This window comes from Edaphobacillus lindanitolerans (assembly GCF_900156305.1).
In the GTDB taxonomy this organism is placed as follows: domain Bacteria; phylum Bacillota; class Bacilli; order Bacillales_A; family Planococcaceae; genus Bhargavaea; species Bhargavaea lindanitolerans.
In genome coordinates this window covers 517,583-530,754 of the sequence record NZ_FTPL01000002.1, presented here as the reverse complement: position 1 = coordinate 530,754, position 13,172 = coordinate 517,583, and the positions used below count along the sequence as shown (strand labels likewise).

16 protein-coding genes are annotated in these 13,172 nt (G+C 55.7%); 13 read left to right on the top strand and 3 right to left on the bottom strand.

Annotated features, from left to right (window positions below; all coding sequences use genetic code 11):
• Nucleotides 1-9: 9 nt before the first annotated feature.
• From mutM to B0B07_RS08665, 12 genes are all read left to right on the top strand, one after another.
• A complete protein-coding gene (gene mutM, locus B0B07_RS08720; RefSeq protein WP_076758142.1) occupies nt 10-882 on the top strand; it encodes a bifunctional DNA-formamidopyrimidine glycosylase/DNA-(apurinic or apyrimidinic site) lyase in 873 nt (290 codons plus the stop codon).
• Nucleotides 883-896: 14 nt separating this feature from the next.
• Nucleotides 897-1,493 (top strand): dephospho-CoA kinase, encoded by a 597-nt coding sequence (gene coaE, locus B0B07_RS08715; protein WP_076758140.1) that lies wholly within the window; start codon nt 897-899, stop codon nt 1,491-1,493.
• A gap of 122 nt (nt 1,494-1,615) precedes the next feature.
• Complete coding sequence (locus tag B0B07_RS08710) at nt 1,616-2,638, top strand: glyceraldehyde-3-phosphate dehydrogenase (RefSeq protein WP_076758138.1); 1,023 nt, start codon at nt 1,616-1,618, stop codon at nt 2,636-2,638.
• A gap of 565 nt (nt 2,639-3,203) precedes the next feature.
• A complete protein-coding gene (gene speD / locus B0B07_RS08705; RefSeq protein WP_076758137.1) occupies nt 3,204-3,584 on the top strand; it encodes an adenosylmethionine decarboxylase in 381 nt (126 codons plus the stop codon).
• A gap of 180 nt (nt 3,585-3,764) precedes the next feature.
• Nucleotides 3,765-4,229 carry a transcriptional regulator NrdR gene (gene nrdR, locus B0B07_RS08700; RefSeq protein ID WP_076758136.1) on the top strand — a complete coding sequence of 155 codons (465 nt, stop codon included), beginning with the start codon at nt 3,765-3,767 and terminating at the stop codon, nt 4,227-4,229.
• 28 nt (nt 4,230-4,257) lie between these two features.
• Nucleotides 4,258-5,631, top strand: a complete 1,374-nt coding sequence (locus B0B07_RS08695) for a replication initiation and membrane attachment family protein (protein ID WP_076758134.1) — start codon at nt 4,258-4,260, stop codon at nt 5,629-5,631.
• A complete protein-coding gene (gene dnaI / locus B0B07_RS08690; RefSeq protein WP_076758133.1) occupies nt 5,632-6,579 on the top strand; it encodes a primosomal protein DnaI in 948 nt (315 codons plus the stop codon). It abuts the gene before it with no gap.
• Between the two features lie 354 nt (nt 6,580-6,933).
• Nucleotides 6,934-8,871, top strand: a complete 1,938-nt coding sequence (gene thrS / locus B0B07_RS08685; protein WP_076758131.1) for a threonine--tRNA ligase — start codon at nt 6,934-6,936, stop codon at nt 8,869-8,871.
• Between the two features lie 320 nt (nt 8,872-9,191).
• The gene (gene infC, locus B0B07_RS08680; protein WP_076758129.1) at nt 9,192-9,755 is read left to right on the top strand and encodes a translation initiation factor IF-3; all 564 of its coding nucleotides are present in this window, start codon (nt 9,192-9,194) and stop codon (nt 9,753-9,755) included.
• 28 nt (nt 9,756-9,783) lie between these two features.
• Nucleotides 9,784-9,984 carry a 50S ribosomal protein L35 gene (rpmI, locus tag B0B07_RS08675; protein WP_040229125.1) on the top strand — a complete coding sequence of 67 codons (201 nt, stop codon included), beginning with the start codon at nt 9,784-9,786 and terminating at the stop codon, nt 9,982-9,984.
• Nucleotides 9,985-10,027: 43 nt separating this feature from the next.
• A complete protein-coding gene (rplT, locus tag B0B07_RS08670; protein ID WP_076758128.1) occupies nt 10,028-10,387 on the top strand; it encodes a 50S ribosomal protein L20 in 360 nt (119 codons plus the stop codon).
• A 61-nt stretch (nt 10,388-10,448) separates the two neighbouring features.
• Entirely contained in the window at nt 10,449-10,718 is a 270-nt protein-coding gene (locus B0B07_RS08665; RefSeq protein ID WP_076758126.1) for a DUF1294 domain-containing protein, read from the top strand.
• Nucleotides 10,719-10,738: 20 nt separating this feature from the next.
• Here the strand turns inward: B0B07_RS08665 and B0B07_RS08660 are convergent, their stop codons facing one another.
• Nucleotides 10,739-11,131, bottom strand: coding sequence for a sigma-w pathway protein ysdB (locus tag B0B07_RS08660; RefSeq protein ID WP_076758125.1), 393 nt, complete (start codon nt 11,129-11,131; stop codon nt 10,739-10,741).
• Nucleotides 11,132-11,223: 92 nt separating this feature from the next.
• Between B0B07_RS08660 and B0B07_RS08655 the strand changes: the two genes are divergently transcribed.
• Nucleotides 11,224-11,709 carry a dUTP diphosphatase gene (locus B0B07_RS08655; protein ID WP_076758123.1) on the top strand — a complete coding sequence of 162 codons (486 nt, stop codon included), beginning with the start codon at nt 11,224-11,226 and terminating at the stop codon, nt 11,707-11,709.
• Nucleotides 11,710-11,747: 38 nt separating this feature from the next.
• On the opposite strand, the gene B0B07_RS08650 is transcribed toward B0B07_RS08655, so the two are convergent.
• The gene (locus B0B07_RS08650) at nt 11,748-12,800 is read right to left on the bottom strand and encodes an HAAS signaling domain-containing protein (protein ID WP_076758121.1); all 1,053 of its coding nucleotides are present in this window, start codon (nt 12,798-12,800) and stop codon (nt 11,748-11,750) included.
• Complete coding sequence (locus B0B07_RS08645) at nt 12,800-13,114, bottom strand: PadR family transcriptional regulator (RefSeq protein ID WP_076758120.1); 315 nt, start codon at nt 13,112-13,114, stop codon at nt 12,800-12,802. Before B0B07_RS08645 ends, B0B07_RS08650 begins: the two co-directional genes overlap by 1 nt.
• Nucleotides 13,115-13,172 lie beyond the last annotated feature (58 nt).

Genomic DNA, 13,172 nt, shown 5'->3' with positions numbered 1-13,172 from the left:
GAATGGACAATGCCGGAACTGCCGGAAGTCGAAGGCGTCGTCCGGTCACTCGGCCCCGCCGCAACCGGCCGGACCGTCCGCGACGTCACCATCTCGGATACGATCATCCGGTCGAAAGCCGAGTCAAAAGAAGCCATCCTGAAAAATATCTCGCCGGAGGAATTCACCGACAGGATGCGGGGAATGACCATCCTCAATGTCACCCGGCGAAGCAAATACATCTATTTTCACCTTGAAAAAGACGGCGTGCCGTCCCTGCTCGTCAGCCATCTCGGCATGTCGGGCGCCTGGTTTGCGGTCGGAAGCCTGGATGAAGTGACGGAAGGCAAGTTCCGCCGCCACATCCATGTGGTCTTCGGCATGGAAGACGGGGGGCTGCTCGTCTTTGCGGACATCCGCCGGTTCGGCGAGCTCCGGCTCATCGGAGGAGAATCGGACCATCCGCCGCTTCTCGCCATGGCCCCTGAACCGTTCGATGAAGAAGCGGAAGGGCACTTTCTGGAGATGTCCGCTTCCCGAAAGTACCGGGATAAACCGATCAAGGAAACAATCATGGACGGGCATGTCATCTCCGGCTGCGGCAATATCTACGCGACCGAAGCCCTGTTCCGGATGGGCATCCACCCGGGGAGGAAGACGAACCGGATCAGCATGGAGCGGCGCGCCAAGCTATTCCGTGTGATTGTGGAAATCCTGGGAGAGGCCGTCGAAGCGGGCGGCAGCTCGATCTCAGACTACCGGAACATCAACGGGGAAGCCGGGTCGATGCAGGACCGTCTTCAGATGTACGGCAAGAAACACTGCCCGTCATGCGGCAGCGAGACAAAAAGGCGGACCATCGGGGGGCGGACTTCCGTCTATTGCCCGAAGTGTCAGCATTGATGGGAGGAGTTCAAATGATCATCGGATTGACGGGAAGCATCGCAAGCGGCAAAAGCACCGTATCCGGCATGCTGGCGGAGCGGGGGTACCCGATCGTCGATGCGGACCTTGTGGCAAGGGAAGTCGTGGAACCCGGCCGGCCGGCCCTGGAGCAGATCCGACGTGCATTCGGAGAACAGGTCATCATGGAAGACGGGACGATGGACCGCCGGTTTGTCGGCGAACTCATCTTCAATGACCCGGCCCAACGGAAAAAGCTGAATGACATCATCCATCCGGCCATCCGTACGGAAATGCTCAGGCAGCGTGATGGTCATCTGGCTGCGGGGAAGAAGACGGTCGTCATGGATATCCCGCTGCTGTTTGAAAGCCGGCTCCAGCATCTCGTCGACAAAATACTCGTCGTTTCGGTCAAGGAAGAAACGCAGCTGCACCGGCTGATGGCGCGGAACTCCTTCACTGAGCAGGAGGCAAGGGCCAGAATCGCTTCCCAGCTTCCGATCTCGGAAAAAGAGAAAGGGGCCGACGCCGTCATTTACAATAACGGGACACTCGAAGAAACGGCACGTCAGCTTGATCAGATACTGGAAAGCTGGCATACGATGGCATAAGCAGTATCTGAATTGTAGAACTTCCGGTTGTATTTAGATTGAAGATGCACTTTCCGCAAAATGTGCTATACTAATTGAGGATTAAAGAAAAAGAGTATAACACAGTTAATGGGAGGATCATCATGACAACTTCAATTGCGATCAACGGATTCGGCCGCATCGGCCGCATGGTGTTCCGCCAGGCCATCCTGGAGGACGATCTGAATATCGTGGCGGTGAATGCAAGCTACCCGCCGGAAACGCTTGCTCACCTTTTGAAATATGATACGACGCATGGCCGGTTCGAGGGCAGTGTCCTGACCGAGGAAGATGCCCTCATCGTCAACGGCAAACGCGTCCAGCTCATTGCCGAGCGCGACCCTGCGAAACTCCCATGGACGGAGCTGGGCGTCGACATCGTGATCGAAGCCACAGGGAAGTTCAATGAACGCGATAAAGCGGCCCTTCACCTGCAGGCGGGTGCCAAGAAAGTCATCCTGACCGCACCGGGCAAGAATGAGGATGTCACAATTGTGGTCGGCGTCAACGATGACAAGCTTGACATCGAGACACAGGACGTCATCTCCAATGCCAGCTGCACGACAAACTGTCTGGCGCCGGTCGCCAAAGTGCTCAACGACGAGTTCGGCATCGAAAGCGGCCTCATGACGACGGTCCACGCCTATACGAACGACCAAAACAATATCGACAACCCGCACAAGGATCTCCGCCGGGCGCGCGCTTGTGCCGAGTCGATCATCCCGACAACGACGGGAGCGGCAAAGGCTCTTTCCCTCGTGCTTCCTGAACTGAAGGGCAAGCTGCACGGCATGGCCCTCCGGGTTCCGACACCGAACGTCTCCCTCGTGGACCTCGTCGTCGACCTGAAGACGGACGTCACGCCGGAAATCGTCAACGACGCATTCATCCGCGCTTCCGAAGGCCCGATGAAAGGGGTCCTCGCCTACACGCCGGAACCCCTCGTTTCGACCGATTTCAATACGGATGCACATTCTGCGACGGTCGACGGTCTCACGACGATGGTCATGGGCGACCGCAAAGTGAAGGTTCTTGCCTGGTACGACAACGAGTGGGGCTACTCCGCACGCGTCGTCGACCTGACGAGAAAGGTTGCCACCCAGCTCAGCGCTAAAGTGAACGCATAAGAAATTCTATCAAGAAGGCGAGATTGCACCCGGCCATCGGGCTGCAATCCCGCCTTTTTTGGTCTGAGACGGGGCTGAAGGACCGGTGAAATTCCGCAGTCCGAAAAGCGGACGCGAAAAGGGCCAAAGCGGGAGCGAACCGGCAAAAAGTCTGGGTTGGAATAGCCGGAACGACTTTTCGAAGACCCTTACGCTTTTCACCCGCCCGCTGAATCCTTTCTTAACATAGAAAGTGTCATTTTTAACATGGAGAGTGTCTTTCTTAACATAAAGGGAGCTGTTCTTAACTTAGAGAGTGCCAATCTTAACCTGGAGGGCACCATTCTTAACCTGCAGCCATTCTTCCTCTGCCTGCATCCGGACTCGCGGAGAAGCCGTCCAAGCTGAGCAGCAAGAAATAATTGACCAAAAATGGTTGCACTCGGCTCCTCCGCATCATATAATTAGTCCGACCAATGAGTCGTGGGCCGCTTAAAGGGTTAGGACCTCTAGGACTAACTTTCCCCCGTGGCGTCCCGTTTGCCGGCAATCCCGGCATTCATCTCGTGTGAAGGGGGGACGAACCATGGAAACAATGGGTCGTCATGTAATTGCAGAACTTTGGGAATGTGATTTCGACAAGCTCAACGACATGCCGTTCATCGAGCAGACATTTGTCGATGCAGCACTCCGGTCCGGAGCCGAAGTGCGGGAAGTGGCTTTCCACAAGTTCGCACCGCAGGGCGTCAGCGGAGTCGTCATCATCTCGGAATCGCATCTGACCATCCACAGCTTTCCGGAACACGGTTATGCGAGCATCGACGTGTACACGTGCGGTGATCTCGATCCGACGATTGCGGCAAAGTACATTGCCGAGGCGCTGGGTGCGAAAAGCCGTCAGATGGCAGAACTTCCAAGGGGCATGGGCCCTGTTGCCGTGCCAGAACCGTCGGCCAGCCCGGTCTGAGAGAGATTGAGTGTCTGATTAATAATGCGTTTTTGTTTAGGCAGGAGCTCCCGGCTTCTGCCTTTTTTGATGTTTTCCGATGCAATCCCTCCTTTTCTCCTGCAAGTCGACAGTACCCGTTTCGAAGGAGAAGGATGTCTGCTATAATGGATACACCATATTCGGAAAGCAGGGATCACGATGAAGTGTCCGGCTTGTCAGCATAACGGGACGCGTGTCGTCGATTCCCGGCCAGTGGACGAGAGCAAGGCGATCCGTCGCCGCAGAGAATGCGAAGAATGCGGGTACCGGTTCACCACGTTTGAAAAAGTGGAAGAAATGCCGCTCATCGTCGTCAAGAAAGACGGATCCCGGGAGGAATTCAGCCGGGAGAAAGTGCTGCGCGGACTGATCCGCGCCTGTGAAAAAAGACCGGTTCCGCTTGATGTTCTCGAGGGGATCGTCTTTTCTATAGAAAAGGAGCTGCGCCGGCAAGGCAACGCAGAAGTGAAATCCGGAGAAGTCGGAGAAATGGTGATGGAACGGCTTGCGGACGTCGATGATGTCGCCTATGTCCGGTTCGCTTCTGTGTATCGCCAATTCAAGGATATCAATGTGTTCATCGAAGAGCTGAAAGACCTTCTGAAAAAGGAGGGCGACCACTGACTTGCCGACGGATTGAAAGGATGGGAACATGAATCCGCTTTATAAAGAACTGCAGCCGTCGGATGCCTATTGCGTCCGGCTTCCTTATCCGTTTTCCGATTTTGACCGCCAGATCCTCACGGGGCTTTACCAACCGCTTGTCGGCCACGAGGCCATGGCGGTCTTGTTCACCCTGTGGGATGAGGCGGAGCGCGACGGCGGGGCCGAGTCCAACCACTATCATCTGCTCAATGTGCTCGGCATGCCGGTCGGCCGCCTGTTTGAGTCCAGGCTCGCGCTCGAAGGGATCGGCCTCCTGAAGACATACAGGAAATCCGAGGACGGGAGCCGTTCGTTCCTGTATGAGCTCCAGCCGCCCCTCGACCCGGAAACCTTCTTCCATGATGCCATCCTTTCGATGTTTCTGTTCGGGAAAGTCGGAGCACCGGCCTATAAGCGGCTCATGCAGCGGTTCCTGGTGAGTGCGCTGCCGGACGGCTACGAGGATGTATCCCGCTCGTTCCTTGAGGTCTACAAGCCCGTGACGGCCAGGACCCCGGAGCCGGATGACGAGAATACATATGAAAAGAAAGCACGTCCTGCCAAACTTGCGTTTGACGGGCACGATTTCGATTTTTCACTGCTCATGGAAGGGCTGTCCGCCCATCTTGTGTCACGGAAGGCATTTACGCCTGCCGCCAAGGACATGATTGCCCGCCTGGCATTCCTTTACGCGCTGTCCCCCCTGGAAATGCAGCAGGTCGTCCTGCTGGCCATCGATCAGGACGGTCAGCTGACCGAGGAACGGCTGAAGCGGGCCGCCGCGGACTATTACAAGCTGTCCGTTTCAAAAAGCGCCCCCCGGCTCGAGAAAGTGACTGCCCTGCAGCCTGCAGCCGAGTCCCGTCCGGCCAGTGCGGCCAAGACGAAAGAGGACGAGCTCGCCGATTATCTGGAAGCGATCCCTCCAGTCGAGATGCTTCGCCAGATCAACGGCGGCAGGGAACCGGTGCAGATCGATGTGCGACTCGCACAAAAGCTCGTGCTCGAGCACGGGCTGCCGACCGGCGTCGTCAACGTGCTCCTGCAATACGTCCTGCTCCGCAATGACGGCAAGCTGACGAACAACTATGTGGAACGGATTGCGTCTCACTGGATGGCGAAAAAAGTGGGGACCGCCCGTGAAGCGCTGGAACTCGCCCGGACTGAACATGATAAGTACATGAACTGGAAACAAGAAGGCGGAAAGCCCTCGACTTCCCGCAAAGGGGCCGGCAAGACGGAGAGCGTGCCGGATTGGTTTTACAAAAAGGATGAAAAGCCCGGTGCATCCGAGGCCAAGCAGGATGAAAGCCCGGAAATCGAGGCGAGGCGGCTTCGCCTCATGAAGAAATTTGGAATGGCGGAAGGCGGTGCAGAATAAATGGAACCGATCAGAGAGACGCTGAAGCGAGTCGTGAATGCGCCGGCCTTTGCCGAACGCTATGACACCATCCGCAATGAGGTCCTCGAAAACCCCGGCGTCCAGGCCTTTCTTGAAGAGCACTCCGGTGAAGTGAGCAAAGGCATGGTCGAACGCGGGATGGGCAAGCTGTATGAATACGTGAACCAGTCGCATGACTGCTCCGGCTGCCCAAACCTCGAAGGCTGCATCAACGTCGTGAAAGGCTATGAGCCGAAGCTGGCCATCGAAAGAGGGACGATCGGCGTCGATTATGTCATGTGCAGGCGGAAGGTCGTGGACACCGAGCACCGGAAAGTTTCTTCGATGATCCGGAGCATGCATATGCCGAAAGATATGCTGGGCCTGGAGATCAAGGACGTGGACCTCACTTCGGAGGAGACCCGGCTGGCTGCCGTCGAGAAGATCGGCGAATTTCTCGACCAGTATGACCGGACAGGGGAACTCCCGTCGAGGGGGCTGTTCATCCACGGCCCGTTCGGAACGGGGAAATCGTACCTGCTCGGGGCGGTCGCCGGAGAACTGGCGAAACGTCATGTCCCGTCCGTCCTCGTGTTCGTCCCGGAATTCCTGCGTGAGCTGAAGCAGGCGATCCAGGATCAGTCCCTGGACGAGAAGATCAGCTTCGTCAAGCAGGCCCCCGTCCTTATGCTGGACGATCTCGGCGCCGAAACGCTCACGGCCTGGACCCGTGACGAGGTGCTTGCGACAATCCTGCATTACCGGATGTCCGAGCAGCTCCCGACCTTCTTCACTTCGAACTTTGACTACAAAGGGCTGGAAAACCATCTGGCCTATACGCAGCGGGGCGATAAGGAAGTCGTCAAGGCGGGGCGGATCATGGAACGGATCCGGTCCATGACCACGCCGGTCCGGCTTGACGGCCCGAACCGCAGGGAAAAACAGTGAACCGGTAAAAACTCCCGGACTGTTGCATTATTTTGCTGAATTGATTATACTCAGTTCAATACTTCTTCCAAATGCTTGGACGGGGACACCTTTCCGGTTGTCCGGCCAGACAGAGAACGGGGTCAAAGGCTGAGAGCCCCGATGGCACGGCACCGGACTGACCACCCCAGAGCAGCACGGGCGACTTCCGCTTCCGGAACAGCCCGTGACGGCACCGGACCGTTATCCGATGAAGAGCTTCATCCGGACCCGATTTTCAGTCCGGAGGGAAGAAGGGTGGAACCGCGAGCATACGCCTCGTCCCTTTTTGGGACGGGGCTTTTTTGCGTTCATCAAGAAAGGAGAGAAACCCCCATGTCAGAGAAGATCAACCTGAAATTCCCGGACGGCGCCGTCAAGGAGTTCCCTCAAGGCACGACAACAGAAGAGGTTGCCCAGTCGATCAGCCCGGGTCTTAAAAAGAAGGCGATTGCCGGAAAGATCAATGGCCGCCTCATCGATTTCCGTACGCCGATCGAAGAAGACGGAGACATTGAAATCATCACGCCGGACGCTCCGGAGGCCCTCGAGATCCTCCGCCATACGACGGCCCATGTGCTCGCACAGGCGGTCAAACGCCTGTTCAAGGGCGTGAAGCTCGGCATCGGCCCGGTCATCGAGAACGGGTTCTACTACGATTTCGATTCACCGGAACCGATCACGGCCGAAGACCTTCCGGAAATCGAGAAGGAAATGAAAAAGATCGTCAACGAAAACCTGGAAATCGTCCGCAAAGAAGTAACCCGCGATGAAGCCCGCAAGATCTATGAGGAGATCGGGGACGAATACAAACTCGAGCTCCTCGACGCCATTCTCGAAGGGGAGAAGGTCACGATCTACCAACAGGGCGAATTCTTCGACCTCTGCCGGGGCGTGCACCTGCCGTCGACCGGAAAGGTCCGTGAATTCAAGCTGCTCAGCATCGCGGGTGCCTACTGGCGCGGAAACTCGGACAACAAGATGCTCCAGCGCATCTACGGTACCGCCTTCTTCAAGAAGGAGGAACTTCAGGACCATCTCCGTATGCTGGAAGAGGCCAAGGAGCGCGACCACCGGAAGATCGGGAAAGAGCTTGACCTCTTCATAAACAATCAGCTTGTCGGCCAGGGGCTGCCGCTCTGGCTTCCGAAAGGGGCGACGATCCGCCGCATCGTCGAGCGCTACATCGTCGATAAAGAGGAAAAACTCGGCTACAACCATGTCTACACCCCGGTCATGGCGAACGTCGAACTGTACAAGACTTCCGGTCACTGGGATCATTATCAGGACAGCATCTTCCCGCCGATGCAGATGGACAATGAAGAACTCGTCCTCCGTCCGATGAACTGCCCGCACCATATGATGATCTTCAAGAACGGCATCCACTCCTACCGGGATCTGCCGCTCCGCATCGCGGAACTCGGCACGATGCACCGCTATGAGATGTCCGGTGCGCTGTCGGGCCTTCAGCGCGTCCGCGGCATGACGCTCAACGATGCCCATATCTTCGTCCGTCCTGACCAGATCAAGGAAGAGTTCAAGAAAGTCGTCGAGCTGGTCATTGATGTGTATAAGGACTTCAAGCTCAAGGACTACACATTCCGACTGTCGTACCGTGATCCCGCGGACAAGGAGAAATACTACGATGACGACGAGATGTGGGAAAAGGCACAGGGCATGCTCAAAGAAGCAATGGATGACCTCGGCCTCGCCTACTATGAAGCGGACGGGGAAGCGGCGTTCTACGGACCGAAGCTTGACGTCCAGGTGAAGACAGCGATCGGCAAGGAAGAAACACTCTCGACCGTCCAGCTCGACTTCCTGCTGCCGGAACGGTTCGACCTGAACTATATCGGAAAAGACGGCAAGCAGCACCGCCCGGTCGTCATCCACCGCGGTGTGGTCTCGACGATGGAACGGTTCGTCGCCTTCCTGATCGAAGAATACAAGGGAGCCTTCCCGGCATGGCTCGCACCGGTCCAGGTGGAAGTGATTCCGGTATCACCGGACGTCCACCACGATTATTCGGAAAAAGTGCGCGAGTCCCTGCTGGCCAGCGGCTTCCGCGTCGATGTCGACAACCGAGACGAAAAGCTTGGCTACAAGATCCGTGAAGCCCAGACGCAGAAAATCCCGTACATGCTCGTCCTCGGTGACAAGGAAATGGAAACCGGGGAAGTCAACGTCCGGAAATACGGCGAACAGAAATCCAAAAGCATGCCGCTCGAAGACTTCATCGCCCGCCTGAAGGAAACCGTCGATTCGAAGAACTGATCGATTCGGCAAGGGAATCGGATGCGGCTTTGATCCGGTTGGAAATCGGTGCCGTTCCCGAAAGAGCCTGAAACAGTCGTTGACAGGGCCTGGTTGCATGTGATAAAGTAGTTAAGGTTAAGGAATACAGTTTGTGGTAGAAGAAGGAGCCGCCCGCTTCTCACCTGATCGACGCTTCGGCTGTTGGCAGGTCTGCACCATTGTGACGTTCCGTGCTGGCTTCGCACGGTCGCATATGCGGGTGGACATCTCCGGTGTCCACCCGTTTTTCGTTTCGGATTGGCCACGGGGGAGCATTCCCCGGCGGGCCTACCCAAACCATGTATTCGCGATCTACTACACGGAGGTGGCTTACGATTAGCAGAGATAACCGAGACAAATTTGTCAATGAGGGCATCCGCGCCCGGGAGCTCCGCGTCATCGACCATAACGGTGATCAGCTGGGCATCAAAACGCGGAACGAAGCGCTTGATATCGCTGCGCGCGTCAACCTGGACCTCGTCCTCGTTGCCCCGAATGCGAAACCGCCTGTCGCCCGGATCATGGACTATGGGAAATTCAAATTCGAGCAACAGAAAAAAGAACGCGAAGCGCGCAAAAACCAGAAAGTCATCAACATCAAGGAAGTCCGCCTGAGCCCGTCAATCGACGATCACGACTTCCAGACCAAGCTCCGCAACGCCATCAAGTTCCTTGAAAAAGGGGACAAAGTCAAGGCATCCATCCGCTTCCGCGGCCGTGCGATCACCCACAAGGAGATCGGCCAGCGCGTCCTCGAACGATTCGCAGAGGAATGCAAGGAAGTCGGAACGGTCGAACAGCGCCCGAAAATGGAAGGCCGCAGCATGTTCCTTCAGATGGCGCCGCTCAACGAGAAGAAATAATCAAGCAAAGGATTGGGAGGATCACGAAATGCCTAAAATGAAAACTCACCGCGGTTCCGCAAAACGCTTCAAGCGCACGGGTTCCGGCAAACTGAAGCGCGGCCGTGCATACACAAGCCACTTGTTCGCCAACAAATCGACGAAGCAAAAGCGTCACCTTCGCAAATCGACGCTCGTTTCCAAAGGCGACTTCAAGCGCATCAAATCCATGCTCACATACATGAAGTAATTCCGAACACCAACACACACCGAAACACCAGGAGGGAAAACCAATGCCACGCGTAAAAGGCGGTACAGTGACGCGCAAGCGTCGTAATCGAGTTCTTAAACTTGCAAAAGGCTACTACGGTTCCAAACATACACTCTACAAAACAGCTAACCAACAGGTCATGAAGTCCCTGCAATATGCATACCGTGACCGTCGCCAGAAAAAGCGCGACTTCCGCAAACTGTGGATCGCCCGGATCAACGCAGCTGCACGCCTGAACGGCCTTTCTTACAGCCGCCTCATGCACGGCCTCAAAGTTGCCGGCATCGACGTCAACCGCAAAATGCTCGCTGACCTCGCCGTAACGGACGAGAAAGCATTCGCACAACTTGCGGACGCTGCGAAAAAAGCAGTCAACAACTAATCCATGAAGAGAGCCGGCGGTTTTTCCCGCCGGCTCTTTTTCAACAGAAGGAGTTCCTTCCATGGAAAATGCATTGATCGCCTGGATCGGCATCATGTCGGTCTATGGATTTATTCTGATGGGGTTGGACAAGCGCCGGGCGAAGCGGGGCGAGTGGAGGATCCCTGAACGGACCCTCTGGACGGTTGCGCTGTTCGGCGGGGGCATCGGCTGCTATCTCGGCATGCAGACGTTCCGCCACAAGACCCGCCACACTTCCTTCCGTCTCGGATTCCTCATCCTTGCGCTCCTCTATGTCGGTGCCGGCATCTGGCTGAAAACAGCGGCATGAAAAAACAAGGCGGATCCGCGTCAAGCGGTTCCGCCTTGTTTCATCAGCTGTTCAATCGGATTTTTCCAGTTGATCTCGGCATTCGGGTAGTTCATGCGAATCTCACCCTCCAGGAAGAGGAAATCATCTTTGGTGAATCCCTGGAGTCTGACTTCGTCCCTTACCCAGACGAAGATCGAAACGACTTCAAATGCCTCCGATGTCGTGCCGAGATATTTCTCGCCCTCAAACAGGGCGCCTTTATAAGTGATAAAGAAGTTCTTCCGGACATTTTTAACATCATCATAAAAGTAATATCGCTCCTGCTCGTAGGCATCATCGAGCTTGCGCTTCGGGTCGGTCAAGTACCGGACACCGCGATAAAAGAGATAAATGATGAGCGCGAGAACTGCCACGCGGATGATCAAAGCCATGATGCTGCCCCCTTGGACATACTTGTTCTCTTTCTATACGGACAAGGGGCAGTTTGGTTTCAAGATATTCAAAAAAAGTTGGAGGTTTGTTGATGAAGCTTCAAAGATTGTTTGAAATGCAACGGGAACTGGACCGGTATATTGAACAGGCAAACGGGGTGGAAGGGGATCTGTTCGAGAAGAAAGTTCTTGCACTCAACGTGGAACTGGCCGAACTGGCGAATGAAACCCGCTGCTTCAAGTTCTGGAGCCGCAAAGGCCCTTCACCTGATGAAGTGATCCTGGAAGAGTATGTGGATTCGATCCACTTTCTTCTGTCCCTCGGCATCCTGGAGGGTCTCGACGGACTGGAAGAGTGGCCGGAAGGGGAGGTTGCGGGCGATCTGACTACATTGTTCCTGCTCACGCAGCGACGGATCCTTTCATTTGCGGAAAACCCCGGATCGGAATCTTACCGGGACATCTGGATCTGCTACGGGGCCATCGCGGACAGGCTCCATTTCGGCACGGACGCGGTCATCGATGCATACGAAAAGAAGAACGAAGAAAACTATAACCGCCAGCACCGCGGATATTAAGGGAATGGCCGGCCACAAGACGTGGCCGGCCATTCGTGTCAGGAATTACGGAGCGTGATCTTGCCGTTGTCTGTTTCCAGCCGGACGGTGTGGGTTCCTCGGCCGAAGACCCGTTCCCGATCGGCGCTTCCGAATATATCGGGGCGGCCGCTGTCGGAACGGACACGGACGACTGCGTCCTCCGGCAGGCGATCCGTGGTCACCGTGATGCTTCCATTATCCGTCAGGAGTTGGATGTTCCGGTCGATAGAGTCGGTCGTCAGTTCGATCCGGCCATTGTCGGTCTTGGCATCGATGTCGCCCTCCACATCCGAGAAAATGATCCGGCCATTATCGGTCTCGGCGGACACACGGTCCGAACGGATGGCCCTCAGTTCGATCCGGCCATTGTCCGTAAAGGCGGACAATGTCCCGGCTTCAACTTTCTGCATTTCAACCCGGCCGTTGTCCGTTCGGGCGGACAGTGTGCCAAAGGCGCATTCGCGCACCAGGATCCGGCCGTTTGCACTTTCGGCGGTGAACGATCTGGCAAGGATTTTCTCTGCCGACAGGGAGCCGTTAGACGTTTCTGCCCGTACTAAACTGTACAATCGCTTAGGCAAATGGACGACGAGCCGGAATGGCCGGGATACGGCCCGCCGGAACCAGCTCGTGATCGTTTTTTCCCCTTTCAGGGAAATGACGAGCATGTCTTGCCGGATATCTGCATTGAACTTGACCTCGGATTTGTCGCCGATCAGTTCAAAACGGGTGGTTTCGTCCTCCGAGGGGGTGAGCTTGAGTTCCCCGACGGCAATATCCGCCATGACATTGCTGTAAGTCCCTTGCGGTATCTGTACCAGTTCATAACGGGCATCCTGCGGCAATGCCCGGGAATCTTGAGCCCGGGTATATTCCGGATAGGCGGACAAAATGTCTGCCGCAATCTCCGAAGGCGTACCGAGCGAGGAGGAAATGTCGGATTCACTTTTTCCCTCGCGTTTTCCCTCATCGAAATACTCGTTCAAATCCTGCAGGATGTCGTTCCGCTCTTCTTCCGGCAATACAGTGAGGTGTTGCCGGAGCTCATTCAGAAATTCGTTTTTCCCCATCAGTCCATCCCCCCGATTAATTCGTTGATCTTTTGATTGAACTCCCGCCAATCCGTGAGCAGTTCCGTGAGGTATTTCTTTCCTGCATCCGTCATCCGGTAATACTTTCTCGGCGGGCCTTCCGTTGATTCTTGCTGGTACGTGTCAAAATATCCTTCCTTTGTCAGCCTCCTCAGCACCGTATAGACCGACCCCTCCGAAACTGAAATCATCCCGGAAATCACCTGGACGAGTTCATAGCCATAGCGGTCATGCCCGTCCAGGAGGGAGAGCACACAAAGATCGAGGACGCCTTTCTTGAACTGCACATTCATCTGCAGAGCCCTCTCTTTCAGTACTGATCATTGAGCAGTACATTTCATTCTACTATAC